Origin of the sequence: Methylorubrum pseudosasae, from assembly GCF_029504475.1 — a bacterium.
In the GTDB taxonomy this organism is placed as follows: domain Bacteria; phylum Pseudomonadota; class Alphaproteobacteria; order Rhizobiales; family Beijerinckiaceae; genus Methylobacterium; species Methylobacterium extorquens.
In genome coordinates this window covers 4,442,729-4,461,514 of sequence record NZ_JAQGDU010000002.1, presented here as the reverse complement: position 1 = coordinate 4,461,514, position 18,786 = coordinate 4,442,729, and the positions used below count along the sequence as shown (strand labels likewise).

Below are 18,786 nucleotides of genomic sequence, written 5' to 3'. Positions count from 1 at the left end.
CGTTGGGGACGGCCCGGTCCTTCCGAGCCATCCCTGAGCCCGAGCCTCACCATGAGACCCGGGCCGTCATGAGCGCCTGGAAGGGTTCGCCCACCGCCACCAGCACGTTGCTGGCGCCCGAGGACGGGTAATAGGTCTCGTCGAGGACGTTCTTGAGGTTGAGCTGAAGCGCGGCCGGAAGGCCGTTCACGCTGGTGCGGTAGCTCAGGAAGGCATCGCACACGACGTAATCGGGCAGCGTGAAGCTGTTGGCCGCGTCGCCCGGCCGCTCCCCGACGTAGCGCGAGCCCCATCCCAGTTCGAGGAAGCCGTCGCCGAGCTGCACCGAGCCCAGGGTCGTGGCCGGGGCCACGAGCCCGGCCTGATGCGTGAGGAAGAGCGACGCGGTCGTCCTCGGCGTGTTGAGCAGCCGGTTTCCGGCCAGCGTCGGATCCTCGGTGACCATGGCGTCGGTGAACCCGTAGCTCGCGATCACCGACCAGTCTGGTGCGATCTGCCCCGCCCACGTCGAGTTCGAAGCCGCGCGAGCGCGCCTTGCCGGCGGTGGTTGCCGTGCGGGTGCCGTTCACCACCTGGGTGACGAGCACGTTGGTCTTCTCGGTGTCGAAGACCGCGCCGGTCACGAGCAAGCCGGCCCCCAACTCGGCCTTGATGCCGACCTCGTACGCGTCGCCTTCCTCCGGCAGGAGCGGACCGGTGCGGTCGAGGTCGGTCACGTTCGGGCGGAAGGACTGGGTGTAGCTGCCGTAGACCGAGAGGTGAGGGGCGATCCGGTAGACGAGGCCCGCGCGCGGCAGCGGCTTGATCCCGTCGATATCCGTCGAGGCGACGGCCGGGACCCCGGCATAGGCGAGCTGATCGTAGAACTGAGCGCTCGCCCCGGCCACGAGGATGAGCCCATCGGTCAGATGGATCGAGTCCTGAAGGTAGAGGCTCGTGTTGATGAGGCGGTCGCGATTGTTGCTTGCCGGAAGCGACAGCCGGTCGGAGGCGCCGAGCCGGCCGTAGACGGGATTGAAGACATTGAAGCCGCCCTGGTTGGCGCCGCGGTAGCTCTCCCGGCGATAGTAATCGACCCGCTCGTGCATCGCACCGAGCAGCAGGTCGTGGCGCAGGCCCAGCGCCTCGAACCGGCCGACCAGATCCACGCGGGCGACCTGGGCGTTGAAATCGGCGCCGCGGCTCGCGTCGGCCCGGCGGGTGAGCAGGCCGGTGGCCGGATTGTAGGAGGTCGGGCGAATCTGGTTGTCGTCGTAGGTCAGATTGCTGGCGCTGAAGCCGGCATTCACCTTCCAGTCGTCGTCGAAGCGGTGTTCGAGATCGAGGCTGCCGAGATGGCTCATCGCCTCGACCCGGCTCACGGCCTCGTCGAAGCGCCGCTCCCGCGGAACCCGCAGGGGACGGCCAGTGCGGGGATCGAAGGTCGTGCCCCGGTCGAACGGGATGTTGTAGTGGGCGAACTCGTAGCCGACCGTGACGGTGGTGGCGTCGCCCCGCCATGTCAGCGAGGGCGCCGCGACCTGGCGGCGGATCGTGCCGAAGTTGCGCCAGTAATCGTAATCCTGCACGTCGCCGACGATCCGGTAGGCGAGGTTGGTTCCCTCGATCGGGCCGGTCAGATCCGGCTGGATGATCGCGCCGCCAAAACTCGTCGCCGTGACGTCGAGGCTGTTCTGCCGCGTGAAGAGCGGCCGTTTCGACACGAGGTTGATCAGGCCGCCGGGCTCCGAGATGCCGTAGAGGAGCGAGGCCGGTCCCTTGAGCACTTCGACCCGCTCGAGGCTGTGGCTGAAGTTCTGCTGGAGAACCGTGCGGCGTCCGTCCCGCAGGATCGAGCTGTCGCGGGTGGTTCCGAACCCGCGGCGGACCACGCCCTCCTGCGTGCCGCCGAGGCTGTTGGTCTGGGCGATGCCGCTGACGTTGCGAAGGGCCTCGTCCAGGCTGAGCACCCGCTGGTCGCGCAGGACGGCCTGGGAGACGACGGCGATGTTGGCCGGGGTGTCGAGCAGCGGCGTCTCGGTGCCGGTCCCGAAGCTGCTGCGCCGCGGCTGGTAGCCGACCGCGGCGGCGCCGTCGCCGGTCACGGTGAGTTCGTCGAGCGTGACGTCGGCCCCATGCTCCTGAGCCCGAGCATCGCGGCCGGAGGCCATGAGACTCGTGGTCGAAAGCAGCAACAACAGCGTAGCTGCGGTGCGGCGGCGCTGTACGAGGACGCACGAAATCCGCATCGGCCCGGTCTCTTCTCTGATGGAGTCCGGCCCGTCATTTGATGGTTTCGTGTATAAATCAAACGATATCTTTTATAACTTTTCCAGATCTACGAACTAACTCTGCAGTTCATGAAGTATGTTTCAAATATGTATTGATGTGCATTGTGTAAGAGCAATCAAATGCCGCCGGCGGTGGTCGTCACCGTTTCGAAGCCTGCACCTGCTTGAGGGGTCTCTTTCGTGGCCGGACAGGCGCCTGACTTGCCGGTGGCCTGCGGGGACCGCGTGGCTCAAACCCCCGCCATCCCGACGGAGATCGCCCGGATCGGTCTGATCCGCAGCGGGCGAGCTTCAGGCCGGCACCACCGCGATGTTGTCGATGAGCCGCGTCTTGCCGAGATAGGCCGCCACCAGCACCCGCGCCTCTCGCTCGGCCCGTGCCACGGGCTGGAGCGTGTGCGCGTCGCGCACCTCGAGATACTGCACCGGGCCGAACCCCGCCGCCTCCAGCGCCGCGATGCCGTCGGTGACGAGCGGGGCCGCCTCGGCGCCGCGGGCGAGGCCCTCGGCGATGTCGGCCAGCACCGCGTGCAGGCGCGGCGCGATTTGCCGCTCACGCGGATCGAGGTAGCGGTTGCGCGAGGAGAGCGCGAGGCCGTCCGCCTCGCGCAGGGTTGGCACCCCCTCGATCGTCACGGCCAGGTCGAGGTCGCGGATGACCGAGCGGATCACCTGCAACTGCTGAAAGTCCTTCTCGCCGAACAGAGCGATGTCGGGCCGCACTTGGTTGATGAGCTTGGTCACGACGGTGGCGACGCCAGCGAAATGGCCGGGCCGGACCGTGCCGCACAGGCCCTCCGCCGCGGGGCCGGGCTCGATGCGGGTGGAGAAGCCCGTCGGGTACATGGTCTCGACGGAGGGGAGCCAGGCCGCATCGGCGCCGGCCTGGGCGAGCAGCGCGAGATCGGTCTCGGTGTCGCGCGGGTAGCGCGAAAAGTCTTCGTTCGGGCCGAACTGGGTCGGGTTCACGAAGATGCTGACGATGGCCCGGCGGCCGATCGCCTTGGCATGCGCCACCAGGGCGAGATGGCCCGCATGCAGCGCGCCCATGGTCGGCACCAGCACGATCCGGTCGCCGCCCTTCCGCCACGCATCGACCTGCGCACGCAGAGCCTCAAGGGTGTCGAAGCGGAGGGTCGTATCGGACATGGGACGGCTCGGTGCAGGGAAACGCGCCGCAGAGGTAAGCGCCCCCGCCGCCGGATGCCAGCGGGGCGAGCCGCGTCACGGGCAATAGCGCAGGGGTCGGTCGAACGGGTCGTCGTAGCCGGGACCGGGGCGGAAGCCGTAATAGCTCGGCTTACCCAGCCCGTATTCCGAGCCGACATAGCTCGGGTCGTACGGCGCGTTGGTCGGCACCGGCACGATGCGCGGGGCGCAACCGACAAGACGACGGGGCAGGGCGCGGGGCGGCCGGTCGCCCTCGGCATCCCCGTCGCCTCGTGGGAAGAAGCGCGGGGCCGAGGGCGCTCCCACGGGCGGACCGGGCTCGAACACCGGCAGGTCGGCCGCGAAGACGGGGCTGCCGAGGAGGCCGGAAAAGGCGAGGAGAGCGCCGCGCACCCGCTGCCGACCGGCCGTCATCGCATCACTCTCCCGCTCCGTCGCACGATGCCTTGCAGCTTATGGTGAACGGATCGTTATCGCGCGGCGCCCTCACGTCCGCGGATAGACGATGACGGAGAGATAGGTCATCGGCGTCTTGATGAGCTTGGCCGGGCCGTGCAGGCCGTTCGAATCGAACATCAGCGCGTCGCCGGGCGCCAAGTGATAGTCCTGGCCCGAGTGGTGATAGATCACCTCGCCGGTCAGCATGTAAATGAATTCCGTGCCGACATGGCGGAAGCTCGTATAGGCCTCGGCCTCGTCCTGCAGGGTGATGAGATAGGGCTCCACCACGACGTCGCCGCGGATGCCGGCGCCGAGCAACTCGTAGAGATGCCCGACCTTGGTGCCGCGCCGCTCGATCGGCACGCCCTGGCCGCGCTTCACGTAGCTGCAGTCACGGGTCTCCTCGAAGGCGGCGAAGAGGGCGGTGATCGGCACGTTGAGGGCCGAGGCGATCGCGTTGATCGAAGCGAGCGAGGGCGAGATCGCACCGTTCTCGATCTTGGAGATCATGCCCGGTGAGATGCCGGCCGCGCTGCCGAGGTCGGCCACCGACAGGTCACGCTCCCGCCGCAGCAGGCGGACCTGATGGCCGAGCGCCTTTTCCAGGGGGCGCTCCTCCGCGACGGGCGCGTTCGACGCTGTGTTCAGCATGGATCCTTGGCTGCTCCTTCCGCCGACCCGGCGCGAAACGATTATGGTGCAGGATTTCGAAGCCGCCACCGGGAACGGCCGTTACAAGAGCGCCAGTGCTCGGCCGCGCCAGCTTTTCCACCGATGGACATCGTCGGGAGATGGCGGAGCCGAAGTCACTGTTCCGGCCCGCGTTAGCCTCTGGTGCCGAGATTCCGAGCGATCGCAGGCGCGAAGAAGCGCGTTCCGCATCGGTGCCGGCTGTCACGGCTTTCCGTATCCGTCGCCCCGATCCGCGGTGACGTCACCCGGCTGGCAGACGAGGCGTAACTCGATACCGAAAAAGGGCCGGCGCTGTCCGCGCCGACCCTTCACAAAACCGTCCTTGATCAGAAACCTAGAAACTGAAACCCCACTGTGCACAGCGACTGTGTGTGTTACTCGTTGTCGCTGCTCTCGGAATTCGGCGGAAGGTAGCTGCGACCGTCTACAAGCGGCACTGTTCTCGGATCAGACACAGGCTTAAGGCGTCGGTCAGCCCTACCTCGCGGCGCATGGAAAAAGGCAACTTTTCCACAGCTGAACTCAGCACATCGGTGCTGCCGACGAGAACCACGCGATCGATCGCTCGTGTGATGGCCGTGTAGATCAACGATCGATCGAGCAGCTTCGATGCGACGATCGGAACTACAACCGTGCCGAAACCGGAGCCCTGGGCCTTGTGAACGGTGATGGCGTAGGCGTGGTCGAGATCCTCGAGGTCGCGGCCCGACAGGTGCTGCTCTGACCCGTCGAAGTCCGCGAGGACGGATCCCTCCGCCTCGACAGCCATCACCTTGCCCAGGCTGCCATTGCGAAGGTCCCGGCGGTAGTCGTTTCGTAGGAAGACCACCGGCTCGCCGGCGACGAACCGGCCGAGCCCGGCTGCCCGGCGTCCCGACGACATGATCCGGTGGAAGTAGGCGTTCATGGCGACGGTGCCGCTGGGGCCTGCCTTCAGGGGCGAGAGGATCCGCACAGCCTCGACACCTCCGAGCTCGGCGACGGCGTCGACCACGCGCTCGGCCACCTCGTCCGGACGGCATTCGATCAAGGAGACGCCGCCGGCGTGCGGTTCGAAGGGGCCAAGGTTGGGAAGCCTGCCTTCGCGGACCGCGGCGGCCGCCACAGGGATACCGGAAGCCGCGGCCTGGCGCCTGATCGTCCGCAGCTCGACCTTCGGTACAGCCGCGACCTGCACGAGCGAGTGGAGCGTAAGGCCGAAGCCGATCGGCGGAAGCTGCGCTGGATCTCCCACCAGCAGGAGGCGCCCGCTCGACGGCATCGCCCGCAGGATCCGATAGAGGGTCGGAAGATCGAGCATCGAGCACTCGTCGACCACGACCAAGGCCTCGGGCCCGACGACGAGCTGATGCACTTCCACGGCCTTCAGAAACGCCGCGATCGTCGATGCCTTCCTGCCGGTCGCTTCGCTCATCCTGACTGCGGCGCGCCCGGCGAGCGCCATCAGGTGGACCGCGCGTCCGAAGTGCTCCGACGTGGCTACGACCGCCTTCAGGGCTGTCGTCTTGCCGACTCCCGCTCCGCCGACGACAAGTCCGAACCGGCTGGTCAGCGCAAGATGGACGGCTGCACGCTGGTCCTCTCCGAGTTCGACATCCGAGGCAGCCGCTGCCCGGTCGAGCCACACGTCCACATCTGCAGGCCTCACGTCTCGAGCTATCAGATCCTCGCTCCCCTGCCCTTCCATCATGGTGGCGACGGCGTCGGCCACGAACGCCTCCATCATGGCCGCACCGGCGGGCTGGAGACCGGCCCCGCTGACGACCGCTGCTCCCGACGCGATAGCGTTCGAGACGGCTTCGGCGGCCTGTCGGCTGGGGCACGAGAGGAGGCTCGCGACCCGCCTCTCGACTTCCTGCCGTCGCGTCCGGGTGTGGTGCTCGTCCAGGCGGCGGTACAGCACGGCCTCGACGGCGGCGACCGATCGGGTCTCCGCATCCAGCGGAAGGCCGAGTCTTCGAGCCGCCGCGTCAACCGCGGCGAAGTTCGCGACAGCCATCATCGGCCAGGGATCTTCGCGCAGACGAATGGCGGCGTCTGCGCCCCAGAGCGCGACGACCCTGCGGGCAAGCCTGCCTTCAAAGTCATTCTCGGCCAGCCAGACGACGATGTCGTTCTCGGCTTGGCGATCACGCCATGCCTCAACGAGAACTTCAGCCCGCTCTATGCCGATCACCTGAGCGAGGCGCGGCACGTCGCCCTCACCCAGGACACGCGAGAGATCGTCGCCCAGCGCCACCTGAAGGCGGCTCGCGGTCGCATAGCCTATACCAGGGAAGGTAGGATCTTCAGCTAGGTGGCGGACCAAGGCATTTTGGCGTTGAACAGACGGCATAAGATAGGGTCCGTCAGGTGCACGACCAACAAGTCGTCAGACGGCGAACGCATCCATCGTGCCCGATGCCGCACCAAAGTGACCGCCGCCCGACAATCAGGAAGACGAGCGACGCAGAGGTTCGTCTCAGAAGATCATGCCATGTTCGTAGATCCAGTTCCGACGGATTAGGGTGATCCACCGGATGCGTGTGCCATTCGCCAACAAAGGTGTCTGTCCCTTCGCTCCGCTCCCAGGCGCCTAGCGCTGCCGCCTGATGTCCAGCGTCCCGCCGGTCGAACAGATTGTTCCGTCGGCAGTCGCCGGGTAGGGGCGTCGTGCACGTGCCGACCACTACGTGCGGCCCACGATAATTGCCAATCAGAATCCCGCCCGCCTCAAGCAGGATTTCCTGTTCCGTCAGGAATATGCCGATCGCAGCTTCCACTTTGGGATCAATCTGGACGAAGCCTTCCGCCGTCCCCAGGATCACGATCTAACTCCGCAGGCAGGGCATGCGTTTAGATATGTTGGACTGCCGTTCTGCACCTGAAATGCCCGGCGACTATCGAGCGTAAGTGAGCGAAACCGGTTGCCGGCATTGCCGTTGACCCAGTCGATGGTGAGTTCGCAGGCCAGCGCTGCCGCCGCCACCGAACGCGACACTGGGAATGGGATGTACTCGGCGTCGCCGCAGCCCAGGTTGGAGATGGTTTCAAGGCTGCTACCTGGCCGTAGAGCCCTGTAGCGAGGAGGACCTGCGAGTTCGGGCTTGAGGCACTTCAGGCAAGCGCGCTCAGGCTCGCCAGTCATGAGGCACTGAGCGATCGCACCATTGCCCAACAACCAGACGAAAAGATGGGGCGGGGAGGAAGGGCGGCTTTGGACCGCGTGCTCATTCAGGGCAAGCGACAGAGCCTCCTCGCCCGTTGCGTCGATTACAAGATCATAGCGGTCCCAGGACAGCTTCTGCGTGAGCACATTGCCAGCATAGCTCTCTATGGCCAGGGGAGGGAGCTGCTCGAGTAGAAACTCCGCGCAGGCCTCCGCCTTATTCCGTCCGAGATAAGGCACTCCTAGGAGGTGCCTGCCGAGATTGCCCGTACTTAGAACGTCGGAATCGACAAGGGATAGATAACCTTGTCCCGCGCCGGCACCGCACTGCGCGAGTTGCTGCGCGAGGAAGCCTCCGATTGTGCCGCATCCGATCAGCAGGATCCGCTTGTCGGTGAGGTTGATCATGCTTCCGAGATTCCGGCTGAAAAGATAGCCTGCGTCGCTACGAACACCGACAAAGCGTTCCAACTGCGTGCTGGACGGGTTCCGTTCCATTACCTCCGGCAGCATCTTGCGCCTGGTCTTCAGGAACTCAGGTTTTTGGAGGTATTGTGGTACGAATGACCTGACCGGCTGGCTTTGGACCGGGCTGATTGAGAGGATCAGCCGGAACTGAAGGAGTCGGACATGCGGCGAGGTCAGAAGACGAGCGCGGAGCAGGTGGTGCTGAAGCTGCGCCAGATCGAGGTGCAGACAGCCCAGGGCAAGAGCTTGGCGCTGGCGTGCAAGGAGGCGGAGATCTCCGAGCAGAGCTATTACCGCTGGCGCAAGGAGTACGGCGGCCTGCAGGTCGATCAAGCCAGGAAGATGAAGGATCTTGAGCGCGAGAACGCTCGGTTGCGCCGGCTCGTGGCTGACCTATCCCTGGAGAAGCAGGTGCTGGCGGACGTCGCCTCGGGAAACTTGTAGCCCCCGAGCGACGCCGGCAGGCAGTGGACGGGATCCGGGAGAAGTATGGTCTGTCCGAGCGTCACGCCTGCCGGATCGTCGGCCAGCACCGCGGCACACAACGCTACGTGCCGACCGTGCCGGCCGACGAGGATGAGCTGACCCGCGCCATCGTTGCCCTGGCGTCTGAGTACGGGCGCTACGGCTACCGCCGTGTCACCGCGCTGCTGCAAGCAGACGGCTGGCAGGTCGGCAAGGATCGGGTTCAGCGCATCTGGCGTCGCGAGGGGCTGAAGGTCCCTAGCCGACAGAGACCCCGCAGCCGCTTGTGGCTGAACGACGGTTCGTGCGTGCGGCTACGACCGCTCCACCGCAATCACGTCTGGAGCTTCGACTTCGTGCGGGCCCAGACGCACGACGGGCGAAGCCTGCGCATTCTGACGCTGATCGACGAGCATAGCCGGACGTGCCTGGCGTTGAAGGTGGCGCGGCGCATCAACAGCCTTGGTGTGATCGAGGCGCTGGCCGACGCGATGTGCCTGCACGGCATCCCGGAGCATATCCGGTGCGACAATGGTCCTGAGATGATCGCCAAGGCACTCCGCAAATGGGTCGCCAAGACAGGCCCTCAGATCCAGTACATCGCCCCGGGCTCGCCGTGGGAGAACGGGTATTGCGAGAGCTTCAACGGCAAGCTGCGCGATGAGTGCCTACGCCAGGAGATCTTCTACTCGCTGAGAGAAGCACAGGTCGTAATTGGCCTATGGCAGAACACCTACAACCGTGTCCGGCCGCATTCGTCGCTGGGCTGCCGGCCGCCCGCGCCTGTCAGCTTCTCGGATCTGGCCTTCCGGCTACCCATGGCCAACACCATGCAGTAGCCTCGCAACTGGCCCGGTCCAAAATACCGGTCAGGTCAGTTCGGGCACAGACCCCTGGCTTCGGCGCACACCTCACGCTTCAGCGCTCTCGCCGCATAGCCATCGACTTTGCCAACAGTGTCCGAAGATTTATCATCCTCTGAAACTTGTAAGGTTTGCGTGCTTGCTAATTAAACGGTGGGGAGCGGACGAAGCTGCATGTGAGTACGGCGACGCCAATCGCTTGGGGTCGTACCCGTCCAGTGCAGGAAGGCCCGGCTGAAATGGGCCGCATCCGCATAGCCGAGTTCGAGTCCGATCCGACCAATCGACTGCGCTTCGTCTGACAGGAGCGCCTTCGCCCGTCGGATCAGCACGCTGCGCTGAAGGTCGGCATACCGCCTACCGGTCTCCTCCAGGCGGCGCTGCAGCGTCCTGCGTGAGAAGCCGAGACGGCCGGCAATGCCATCGATGGTGGGACGGCCCCCATCCACCCCGAGTTCGATCAGGTGTGCAACGCAGGCCGCAAAGTCCTCGCCGATCGGCTCGTCCTCACCCGCATGCGCCTGGGTCGGATCCAAGCGTTTCGGGTTCTCGGCATCGAGATGGTTGGCGGGAAAGACCAGGCCGGCCCGAGCCCCTAGAACTATCTCGCAGCCGAGCATTGCCTCGATCTCGGGACGTTCCGCCAAATGCGCGCCCGTCACTACGGCTCGCTCCGGCCGCCATGCGGGGCCGAGGAAATGGCGTACCGTGCCGAGCAGGTAGCCAAGCGCGAGGATCTCGTTCGCCTGACGCCCGCTGTCTATCCGCTCGGCCACGGCGTAGCCGTAGAACGCGCTCCGATCCTGTCGGCGCAGTCCTGTCCAGGTCGCGGTCTGAAGGAGGAGCGGGGTGACGATTTCGACTCGTGCGATGGCCGCCCCGAGCGTGTCGGCAGACTGAACCTGTTGGCCGATAGGTCCCAGTCCGGTGATCCCGGTGCGCATCGAGAGCTGGGCTGGGAGGGCCGGGTCGCCGATCTCTCGGATCGCCGCATCGACGAGCCGGAGTTGGTCACGCAGCAGGATCAGGCGGTCGGGCGTGTCGAGGAGCGTCAGCGGTATCTCAGCCCGGCCGAACACCCGCGCGACCGAGCCGCCCGCCGCGGTGATGGCCTCGGCGATCGGTCCCATGGTGCGTGCCCGGGTCAGGCCGTGTGCCGGCATAAGCGTCCCCCTACTGCAGGGTCGGTGTGTTGGCACCGAATGGCAAGGGCGTCCGCCGCGATCCGCGTAAGCCTGGATCTGCTCGCGGGGCACACTCGCGGTGGGACGTTCTCAGGCGTCCTGCGCGTCGGCAAGGACAGGACCCATCAGGAGCACGTCATGGCAACGCTCGCATTCGATGACCGCAACATCGTCTGGCGGACGGTCGAAGGCTTCGATCACGCCGCCTATCATATCCTGAGTGTCGATGAGGATGCCCGGATCGTTGACCTGCTGTTCAAGTTTGCGGCGAACGAGCGGATCGCGCTGCATCGACACGCGGCGTCTTACCGGACCCTCGTTCTCCAGGGCGAGTTGCGGATCTACCGGCCTGACGGGGAGCTGAAAGAGGTTCGACCGGTCGGGAGCTATGTCGCGGGTAAAGCCGGAGGCGAGCCCCATACGGAAGGCGGCGGCGACCAAGACGTGATCGTCTACTTCACGAACCGCGATATCGACGGCCCCGTCTACGAGATCCTCGACGAGCACCACCGGGTCGTAGCGACCTTCGGGATCCCGGAGTTCAAGGCGCTCTACGAGGCACAGTCATCATGTGCCGCCTGATCCCTGTGAATCGCCCGCGCCTGAACCCAATCGACAGCCGCGCGCAGATAAGGCCCATCGCGGAGGCTTGGGTCTCGAATGCGTGCCGATCTATGTGGGTCGGCGCGCTCGCGCTTCACCTGATGACACTCGGGCTGTGCCAGGCCGATGTGGCGGAAGCGCAGCCGGTCCGGTTGGCAGTTTTGCCGATCAAGCTCCTCGACACCTCGGGCGAGCCGACGGACCAGTCGAAGCAACATGCGGAACGGATGCAGCGCCTTGCCGAGGATCTGGCGTCCGACCTCACTCGCTCGGGACGATACCAAGCGACGCTGCTGCCCGCCGAACTCCTGCTGAAGGACTGCCCCACCGGTGACGCTCAATGCCTGCTGCGGGCGTCACGGGCGCAGGGAGCCGAGTTGGTTCTCGTCGGCGTCGTGCACAAGAGCAGTACGCTGATCCTGCAGCTCTGGGCCCGGCTGGTGGATGCCCGCACTGGCCGCGATGTCTTCTCGCGCGATCTCAACTTCCGCGGCGATACCGACGAGGCGTGGCGGCGGGCCGAGGCCTTCCTCATCGGCCAAATTCGTGACGGGACAGCAAAAATCCGCTGACTTACTCCTTGGACGTAGCTCACACTTATGGCTCAGCTCTGAAACCTGCGCCTAGTAAACCCGCACCGATCGCCAACCAGACTAGATGCGCGTCGTTTCTAGCTCCAAGCTTAGCCTTGATGCCGTAATGATAGTTCTGGACGGTCTTTGGGCTGAGATGGAGTGCCTTAGCGATAGCTTCCGTCGCCATGCCAGAGGCCACGAGGCGCAGGATCTCCATCTCACGAGGGGCAAGGTCGTCCAGCGGCGAGTTCTTGCCTGCGAGCCGCTCGGCCGCGAGCTCCTGGGCGATGTCGGCGCTGACCGCCTGCCGGCCTCGCGCCACCGCGGTCACCGCGGCGACGAGCTCAGAGGGCGCGCTGCTTTTCGTGACGTAGCCGGCGGCGCCCGCCTCGAACGCCTTGAGGGCGAAGGCCGACCCTTGGTGCATCGTGAAGACTAGGATGCGGGCCTGCCCGTCCCACTGCCGGATGTTGCGAATCGCCTCAAGCCCGCTGGGGCCGCCGAGGCTCAGATCCATGACGACGACGCTTGGTGCCGTCTCGCGAAAGAGGCGGTATGCTTCCGCGGCCGTCTCCGCCTCGGCGACCACCCGGAAGCCCGCCTGCCGTTCGAGGAGGCGGCGGTAGCCCTCGCGGACGACCGGGTGGTCGTCGACGAGCAGGATTGTGACCTCGCTCACGCCGCGACGCGCCCTAAGCTTAGGGAGGTTTCATCCCGGTCGACCGACGCCCGATGCGCCGGCAAGGCCGAGATCGGGACGGAACCGTCCAGGACATGCCTGGCGATGGGGATGACCGCCTCGATGCGAAGGCCGTTTCGGGCTGAGCCGATCCACAGCCGGCCCCCGAGGGCCTCGACGCGCTCGCGCATGCCGAGGAGGCCGTGCCCCTCCGCCCCGTCTGTGTCTGCCGGGACGCCGCCGCCATCGTCGCGCACGACGACGACGACCGCATCGGCGGAAACGCCGAGTTGCACGTTGATCTCCGTTGGTCGGCCGTGGCGCACCGCGTTCGTGAGGCACTCCTGGACGACGCGGTAGACGCTAAGCGCGACCGGCCCCGGCACGCCAGAGAGGTCGTCATCGACCGCGAGCCTGAAGGCGGGTGTCTCGCGTCGCTGCCATGTGGCGACGAGCCGTTGCAGGGCCCGCTGCAAACCGAACTCGTCAAGGTCCGGTGGTCGAAGGTGCGCCAAGGCCTCGCGCAGCGTCTGCATCATCTGCCGGGTGATGCGCGAGATAGCCTGGGCATCCTCGTGCAGGTCCGGCCGGTCCGCTGCTCCAGCCTGGATCGCAGCTGCGAGCGCGCCAGTCGCGGTCAGGCACTGCCCGAACTCGTCGTGCAGCTCGCGGGCGAGCGCCCGGCGCTCCTCCTCCTGGACCTGGAACAGGCGCTGGGTCAGGGCCTTGCGCTCCGCGGTGCTACGCTCAAGTCCGTGCCCGAGCGCGTTGACGGCTCCGGCGATCCGGTCAAATCCGCCGGAGCGGAGACGCGGCAGCCGTGCAGCAAGGTCACCATGCTCCAGCCTGGCCAGGACGCGTGTGATCAGCGCCGCCGGGCGCAGCGTCAGGCCGATCACCACCGTTGCCAGTAGCCCGATGCAGACCGCCATCGCGAAAGCGGTGCCGACCAGGACGCGCACCTGCCGCCAGACCTGGCGTACCATCGCGCCGGGGTCCGGCGTTGCGATGACGGTGCCGGCTTCCCTCCTGTTCAGGGTAATCGACCGTCGAACAGGCACGCTCTGTCCGAGTAGGCGCCGGTGCAGGGCCTCGAACCAGGCCGGGGCCGGTCCGCCGGCGGTCTCAAGCCCGCTGCACTGGGTCTGTGTGGCCTCACCCTCCCAGGTCAGCGCTACGCAGTTGCCGGGACTGATGAAGCGGAGCGTGTGCGAGCTCCGCCAGTCCGGGAAGGCGTACTTGGCGTAGCGGCCGGCACTGCCGCGCCAGGTCAGCTCGCGCCAGGCCAGTTCCTGCGCCTCCCGCACCACCCGGTCGGCGGAGCCGACGGCCTCATCATGGATGCCCCGGTGGACTTCGAGCACCATCCAGGCTGTCGCGCCGGCCACGCACAGGGCGACGACGGCCATGACGCGCAGGACCAAACCGACTAACAGGCTCATCCGCGTTCCTCCCAGGGATAGCAGGCGCCGTTCTGTCGATACTGGCAAGGCATGGCCGCTCATCTCGGGCAAAATGCCCAGACCTACGCGGGGAATCTGCCCTACGCCGCCTCTTAGGATTTCCATAACTTCACGAGCGCCGATCCAACCCGACCCGCAGAGGGCACCAGGACGGCACGCGGAGGAAATCCATGCGACAGGCTCATCTCCTCGGTCTGATGCTCGCTTTGGGCACGACTGGGGCACTTGCCAACGAAGACGTTCTGAAGCGCATTCAGGACCCTAATCAGCAGGTGCTTCAAACGCTCGACTACGCCAACACGCGCTACTCGAAGCTCGACCAGATCAACGCATCGAACGTGAAGAACCTCCAGGTGGCCTGGACCTTCTCTACCGGCGTGCTGCGCGGCCACGAAGGCTCGCCGCTGGTCGTGGGTGACATCATGTACGTCCACACACCCTTCCCGAACATCGTCTACGCGCTCGACCTGAACAATGAGGCGAAGATCCTCTGGAAGTACGAGCCCAAGCAGGATCCGTCCGTGATCCCGGTGATGTGCTGCGACACGGTCAACCGTGGCCTGGCCTACGCCGACGGGGCGGTCATCCTGCACCAGGCCGACACCACCCTCGTCTCGCTCGACGCCAAGACTGGCAAGGTCAATTGGTCGGTGAAGAATGGCGACTCAAAGGTTGGCGAGACCAACACGGCCACCGTGCTTCCGGTGAAGGACAAGATCATCGTCGGCATCTCGGGAGCCGAGTACGGCATCCGTGGGCACATGACCGCCTACGATGCCAAGAGCGGCAAGCAGGTCTGGCGCGCCTACAGTGTTGGTCCTGACAACGAGATGCTGGTCGATCCCGAGAAAACCACCTCGCTCGGCAAGCCGATCGGCAAGGACTCCTCGCTGAAGACCTGGGAAGGCGATCAGTGGAAGACTGGTGGCGGGGCGACGTGGGGTTGGTACTCCTACGATCCCAAGCTGGACCTTTTTTACTACTGGTACTGCCAATCCCTCGACCTGGAACCCGAAGCAACGCCCAGGCGACAACAAGTGGACGATGGCGATCTTCGCGCGTAACCCGGACACCGGGCAAGCGAAGTGGATCTACCAGATGACTCCGCACGACGAGTGGGACTACGACGGCATCAACGAAATGATCCTCACCGACCAAAAGGTCGACGGCAAGGACCGTCCGCTGCTGACGCACTTCGACCGCAACGGCTTCGCCTACACCCTCGACCGGGCGACCGGAGAGGTCCTGGTGGCTGAGAAGTTCGATCCGGTGGTGAACTGGGCCACCAAGGTTGACCTCGACAAGGGTTCGAAGAACTATGGCCGGCCGCTGGTCGTATCGAAATACTCGACCGACCAGAACGGCGAGGACGTGAACTCGAAAGGCATCTGCCCGGCCGCACTCGGCACCAAGGACCAGCAGCCGGCGGCTTTCTCGCCCAAGACGCAGCTGTTCTACGTGCCGACCAACCACGTCTGCATGGACTACGAGCCCTTCAAGGTGTCCTACACCCCGGGCCAGCCCTACGTCGGTGCGACCCTCTCGATGTATCCGGCTCCCGGTGGCCACGGCGGCATGGGCAACTTCATCGCCTGGGACAACATTTCGGGTAAGATCAAGTGGTCCAACCCCGAGCAGTTCTCGGTGTGGTCGGGTGCGCTCGCCACCGCCGGTGATGTGGTCTTTTACGGCACGCTGGAAGGTTACCTGAAGGCGGTCGACTCGAAGACCGGAAAGGAACTGTACAAGTTCAAGACCGCCTCGGGCGTCATCGGTAACGTGATGACCTACACGCACAAGGGTAAGCAGCACATCGCGGTGCTCTCGGGCGTGGGCGGCTGGGCGGGCATCGGCCTCGCGGCCGGTCTTACCGACCCGAACGCCGGCCTCGGCGCGGTGGGTGGCTACGCGGCCCTGTCCCAGTACACCAATCTTGGCGGCCAGTTGACCGTCTTCGCCCTGCCGAACTGACCGAATCCACCTGCGGCAGCCTAGCGCCGCAGGCGGTCCCCAGATGCAGGAGGCATGTTTGCGACAGACTTGATCCATGGTCCTGGTCGGCATCGAAAACGCTTCGATTCCTCCGGCCTCCTGTTTCTGGCCAGTCATGGATGCGGCCGCTCCTCATGGGGCGCGCCGCTTTTTTTCTTTTCTCCGCTGCCCTCCGATATAGAGAAAAGCCCCGGTCCGGCCGCGATAGGGCTTCGTCGGTTTCACCGATGCGGCAGAGTTCTCCCATGACCGCGGATCGAGTCCGTAGCGAACAGGCTTCGGGCGGGAGGACCTGATCCAGGCGCCCGGGCTCTCGTTCACGGTCTCCACCATCGCGCTCACCATCCCGCTGGCCTCGGGCGGCGTTCTGAGCGTCGGCGTCGCCTGGGTGTCGGCCCTGGCGCTCGTTCCCACGCTCCTCGGCATGAGGCTTGGCGGTTGGGTGCGCGGCCGGATCAGCGAGCCGGTCTTCCAGCGCTGTTTCTTCCTCGGGCTCGTGGGCCTCGGGCTGCATCTCGCCTCGCGGGCCCTGCTCCGACGTGGCAGACGCGTGAAGGTTCATTTCTCCTCGACGGTCTGGCCGTCCGCCTGGACACCGTGCTTCCGGTAAAGCGCATCCTCTGGCCCAGCCTGCCGGCAGGGATCCAGGGCGATGTCAAAGGCTGGCCCGGTATGGGGGCGGCCAGGCGCTGGTGGATACGAGAGCAAGAAACGGAGTGCCTCCGCGGTTCGACCGTGCTCTCCTTCCGCGAAACGGGAGATCTCCGATGCCGTCGATCCGAGTTGGCTGCTGCTTGGCCGCGTTGCTCGCGGGACCGGCCGTCGCGGCTGAACCCATCGTGCTGGAAGGGGGTGCCTACGAGGTCGAGGTGAAGCTCGAACTGCCCCATCTGGATGAGATAACCGGCAAGAAGGTGGCCCGGCTCTGCCTCACCCCGGAGGCCAACGGCAACAACCACGGCATCGCGGTACTGAGCGATAACAACCCGCTGGCCCGTTGCCCCGTCTCGAACGTCCACCAGGACGGGAACGAGCTCACCTTCGACACAGCTTGCGAGGGCAAGAACTCGGCGCACGCGAGCGTGCGCTACCTGCTGGCGCCGACCTCATTCCGCGGCCGCAACGCCATGCAGATGGGCGGCAAGAACATGACCATGACCGAGGTCCAGTCAGGATGTCAGCGCGGGCGCTTCAGCAGCCAGTCGTGGATCAGCTTGGTCTTGTGGGTGGCCGCGCCACCGGCCCCACTGAAGGCGGGCCGCAAGCCGGCGCGCTAATCGGTGTCGCGGCCGGCGTAGCGAACGCAATCTTCAACGCGACGGGGAAACACGTTCGGGATCTACCTATCACTCTGGACAAACTCCTGTAGGTTCGAGCGCACGTGGTGCTACACGGCGCCGCCCGCACCTGGCGCGAGCAGAGCAGCCAGCCCGGGCGCTACTCGAAGGCGGGCGTGGTCACGATCGATCTCGTGTCGCTGACCGCCTCGCAGCGTGACCTGACCGGCTGGCTTTGGACCGGGCTGATTGAGAGGATCAGCCAGGACCGAAGGAGTCGGACATGCGGCGAGGACAGAAGACGAGCGCGGAGCAGGTCGTTTTGAAGCTGCGCCAGATCGAGGTGCAGACAGCTCAGGGCAAGAGTTTGGCGTTGGCGTGCAAGGAGGCGGAGATCTCCGAGCAGAGCTATTACCGCTGGCGCAAGGAGTTCGGCGGCCTGCAGGTCGATCAAGCCAGGAAGATGAAGGACCTAGAGCGCGAGAACGCTCGCTTGCGGCGGCTTGTGGCTGACCTATCCCTGGAGAAGCAGGTGCTGGCGGACGTCGCCTCGGGAAACTTGTAGCCCCCGAGCGACGCCGGCAGGCGGTCGACGGCATTCGGGAGAAGTACGGCCTCTCGGAACGTCACGCTTGCCGGATCGTCGGCCAGCACCGCGGCACGCAACGCTACGTGCCGACCGTGCTGGCCGACGAGGATGATCTGACCCGCGCCGTCATTGCCCTGGCGTCCGAGTACGGACGCTATGGCTACCGCCGCGTCACCGCGCTGCTGCAGGCAGATGGCTGGCAGGTGGGCAAGGATCGGGTTCAGCGCATCTGGCGTCGCGAGGGGCTGAAGGTCCCCAGCCGACATAGACCCCGCAGCCGCCTCTGGCTGAACGACGGCTCGTGCGTGCGACTACGGCCGCTTCGCCGCAATCACGTCTGGAGCTTCGACTTCGTACAGGCCCAGACGCACGATGGGCGAAGCCTCCGCATCCTGACGCTGATCGATGAGCACAGCCGGGCATGCCTCGCGCTGAAGGTGGCGCGGCGCATCAACAGCCTCGGTGTGATCGAGGCGCTGGCCGACGCCATGTGCCTGCATGGCATCCCGGAGCACATCCGCTGCGACAATGGCCCTGAGATGATCTCGAAAGCACTGCGCAAATGGGTCGCCAAAGCTGGCTCGCAAATCCAGTACATCGCGCCGGGCTCGCCGTGGGAGAACGGGTACTGTGAGAGCTTCAACGGTAAGCTGCGGGACGAGTGCCTGCGCCAAGAAATCTTTTACTCGCTCAAGGAAGCCCAGGCCGTGATCGCCCTTTGGCAGAACACCTACAACCGCGTCCGGCCGCACTCGTCCCTGGGCTACCGGCCACCCGCGCCCGTCAGCTTCCCCCACCTGGCCTTCCGGCTACCCATGGCAGCGGCCATGCAGTAGCCTCTCACTCGGCTCGGTCCAAAATATCGGTCAGGTCATCGCTTGGAGGACGTTTCGGCCCTGCGGAGTG

Annotated in this window: 15 protein-coding genes and 3 pseudogenes; 7 read left to right on the top strand and 11 right to left on the bottom strand. The window is 65.7% G+C overall.

From position 1 onward, the window contains the following. Window positions 1-46 precede the first annotated feature (46 nt). From M2437_RS22055 to M2437_RS22020, 8 genes and pseudogenes are all read right to left on the bottom strand, one after another. Window positions 47-445 (bottom strand): TonB-dependent receptor domain-containing protein, encoded by a 399-nt coding sequence (locus tag M2437_RS22055; protein WP_499007187.1) that lies wholly within the window; start codon window positions 443-445, stop codon window positions 47-49. 112 nt (window positions 446-557) lie between these two features. Beyond that, window positions 558-2,150: pseudogene (locus M2437_RS22050) on the bottom strand (TonB-dependent siderophore receptor); the annotation flags it as partial. Window positions 2,151-2,561: 411 nt separating this feature from the next. Beyond that, window positions 2,562-3,419, bottom strand: a complete 858-nt coding sequence (gene panC / locus M2437_RS22045) for a pantoate--beta-alanine ligase (protein WP_253388695.1) — start codon at window positions 3,417-3,419, stop codon at window positions 2,562-2,564. Window positions 3,420-3,494: 75 nt separating this feature from the next. Continuing rightward, window positions 3,495-3,854, bottom strand: a complete 360-nt coding sequence (locus tag M2437_RS22040; RefSeq protein WP_012253692.1) for a hypothetical protein — start codon at window positions 3,852-3,854, stop codon at window positions 3,495-3,497. 72 nt (window positions 3,855-3,926) lie between these two features. After that, on the bottom strand, window positions 3,927-4,532 hold the full coding sequence (locus M2437_RS22035; RefSeq protein ID WP_003603578.1) for a helix-turn-helix domain-containing protein: 606 nt from the start codon (window positions 4,530-4,532) through the stop codon (window positions 3,927-3,929). Between the two features lie 466 nt (window positions 4,533-4,998). Beyond that, the gene (locus tag M2437_RS22030; RefSeq protein ID WP_193763124.1) at window positions 4,999-6,813 is read right to left on the bottom strand and encodes an AAA family ATPase; all 1,815 of its coding nucleotides are present in this window, start codon (window positions 6,811-6,813) and stop codon (window positions 4,999-5,001) included. A 109-nt stretch (window positions 6,814-6,922) separates the two neighbouring features. Further along, the gene (locus M2437_RS22025) at window positions 6,923-7,381 is read right to left on the bottom strand and encodes a Mov34/MPN/PAD-1 family protein (RefSeq protein ID WP_193763123.1); all 459 of its coding nucleotides are present in this window, start codon (window positions 7,379-7,381) and stop codon (window positions 6,923-6,925) included. Next, window positions 7,378-8,235: a HesA/MoeB/ThiF family protein gene (locus tag M2437_RS22020; protein ID WP_135297160.1), complete on the bottom strand. Its 858-nt coding sequence runs from the start codon at window positions 8,233-8,235 to the stop codon at window positions 7,378-7,380. The genes M2437_RS22025 and M2437_RS22020 overlap by 4 nt, the downstream gene beginning before the upstream one ends. Window positions 8,236-8,352: 117 nt before the next feature. Here M2437_RS22020 and M2437_RS22015 point away from each other — a divergent pair. Next, window positions 8,353-9,494 (top strand): IS3 family transposase gene (locus M2437_RS22015; RefSeq protein ID WP_135297159.1). Its coding sequence is split into 2 segments (ribosomal slippage): window positions 8,353-8,620 and window positions 8,620-9,494, totalling 1,143 coding nucleotides; the frame shifts between segments, so codons are not numbered across the junction. 170 nt (window positions 9,495-9,664) lie between these two features. Here M2437_RS22015 and M2437_RS22010 read toward each other — a convergent pair. Then, window positions 9,665-10,681 carry an AraC family transcriptional regulator gene (locus M2437_RS22010; protein WP_135297158.1) on the bottom strand — a complete coding sequence of 339 codons (1,017 nt, stop codon included), beginning with the start codon at window positions 10,679-10,681 and terminating at the stop codon, window positions 9,665-9,667. 159 nt (window positions 10,682-10,840) lie between these two features. On the opposite strand from M2437_RS22010, the gene M2437_RS22005 reads away from it, so the two are divergent. After that, window positions 10,841-11,284, top strand: a complete 444-nt coding sequence (locus tag M2437_RS22005) for a cupin domain-containing protein (RefSeq protein WP_135297157.1) — start codon at window positions 10,841-10,843, stop codon at window positions 11,282-11,284. After that, the gene (locus M2437_RS22000; protein WP_245517382.1) at window positions 11,272-11,877 is read left to right on the top strand and encodes a DUF2380 domain-containing protein; all 606 of its coding nucleotides are present in this window, start codon (window positions 11,272-11,274) and stop codon (window positions 11,875-11,877) included. Before M2437_RS22005 ends, M2437_RS22000 begins: the two co-directional genes overlap by 13 nt. Before the next feature lie 25 nt (window positions 11,878-11,902). Here the strand turns inward: M2437_RS22000 and M2437_RS21995 are convergent, their stop codons facing one another. Both M2437_RS21995 and M2437_RS21990 read right to left on the bottom strand, forming a co-directional pair. Then, window positions 11,903-12,559: a response regulator gene (locus M2437_RS21995; RefSeq protein ID WP_135297156.1), complete on the bottom strand. Its 657-nt coding sequence runs from the start codon at window positions 12,557-12,559 to the stop codon at window positions 11,903-11,905. Continuing rightward, window positions 12,556-13,968, bottom strand: a complete 1,413-nt coding sequence (locus tag M2437_RS21990; RefSeq protein ID WP_499007048.1) for a sensor histidine kinase — start codon at window positions 13,966-13,968, stop codon at window positions 12,556-12,558. The genes M2437_RS21995 and M2437_RS21990 overlap by 4 nt, the downstream gene beginning before the upstream one ends. 224 nt (window positions 13,969-14,192) lie before the next feature. Here M2437_RS21990 and M2437_RS21985 point away from each other — a divergent pair. The 4 genes and pseudogenes from M2437_RS21985 to M2437_RS21970 all read left to right on the top strand — a co-directional run bounded on the left by M2437_RS21985 (window position 14,193) and on the right by M2437_RS21970 (window position 18,716). After that, window positions 14,193-15,993: pseudogene (locus tag M2437_RS21985) on the top strand (methanol/ethanol family PQQ-dependent dehydrogenase). 788 nt (window positions 15,994-16,781) lie between these two features. Beyond that, entirely contained in the window at window positions 16,782-17,291 is a 510-nt protein-coding gene (locus M2437_RS21980; RefSeq protein ID WP_135297153.1) for a DUF3617 domain-containing protein, read from the top strand. Then, window positions 17,288-17,383 (top strand): annotated as a pseudogene (locus tag M2437_RS21975) (aldehyde oxidase); the annotation flags it as partial. The gene M2437_RS21980 and the pseudogene M2437_RS21975, both read left to right, overlap by 4 nt. A gap of 191 nt (window positions 17,384-17,574) precedes the next feature. Then, a protein-coding gene (locus tag M2437_RS21970; protein ID WP_085985057.1) for an IS3 family transposase occupies window positions 17,575-18,716 on the top strand; the annotation gives its coding sequence in 2 pieces (ribosomal slippage) (window positions 17,575-17,842 and window positions 17,842-18,716; 1,143 coding nt in all). The last annotated feature ends 70 nt before the right edge of the window (window positions 18,717-18,786 follow it).

Coding starts and splice junctions, on each gene's coding strand:
- M2437_RS22000 (WP_245517382.1), top strand. CDS start 11,272: ATGTGCCGCCTGATCCCTGTGAATCGCCCGCGCCTGAACCCAATCGAC.
- M2437_RS22005 (WP_135297157.1), top strand. CDS start 10,841: ATGGCAACGCTCGCATTCGATGACCGCAACATCGTCTGGCGGACGGTC.
- M2437_RS22020 (WP_135297160.1), bottom strand. CDS start 8,235: ATGCTGCCGGAGGTAATGGAACGGAACCCGTCCAGCACGCAGTTGGAA.
- M2437_RS21990 (WP_499007048.1), bottom strand. CDS start 13,968: ATGGCCGTCGTCGCCCTGTGCGTGGCCGGCGCGACAGCCTGGATGGTG.
- M2437_RS21980 (WP_135297153.1), top strand. CDS start 16,782: ATGCCGTCGATCCGAGTTGGCTGCTGCTTGGCCGCGTTGCTCGCGGGA.
- M2437_RS22035 (WP_003603578.1), bottom strand. CDS start 4,532: ATGCTGAACACAGCGTCGAACGCGCCCGTCGCGGAGGAGCGCCCCCTG.
- M2437_RS22010 (WP_135297158.1), bottom strand. CDS start 10,681: ATGCCGGCACACGGCCTGACCCGGGCACGCACCATGGGACCGATCGCC.
- M2437_RS22055 (WP_499007187.1), bottom strand. CDS start 445: ATGGTCACCGAGGATCCGACGCTGGCCGGAAACCGGCTGCTCAACACG.
- panC (WP_253388695.1), bottom strand. CDS start 3,419: ATGTCCGATACGACCCTCCGCTTCGACACCCTTGAGGCTCTGCGTGCG.
- M2437_RS22040 (WP_012253692.1), bottom strand. CDS start 3,854: ATGACGGCCGGTCGGCAGCGGGTGCGCGGCGCTCTCCTCGCCTTTTCC.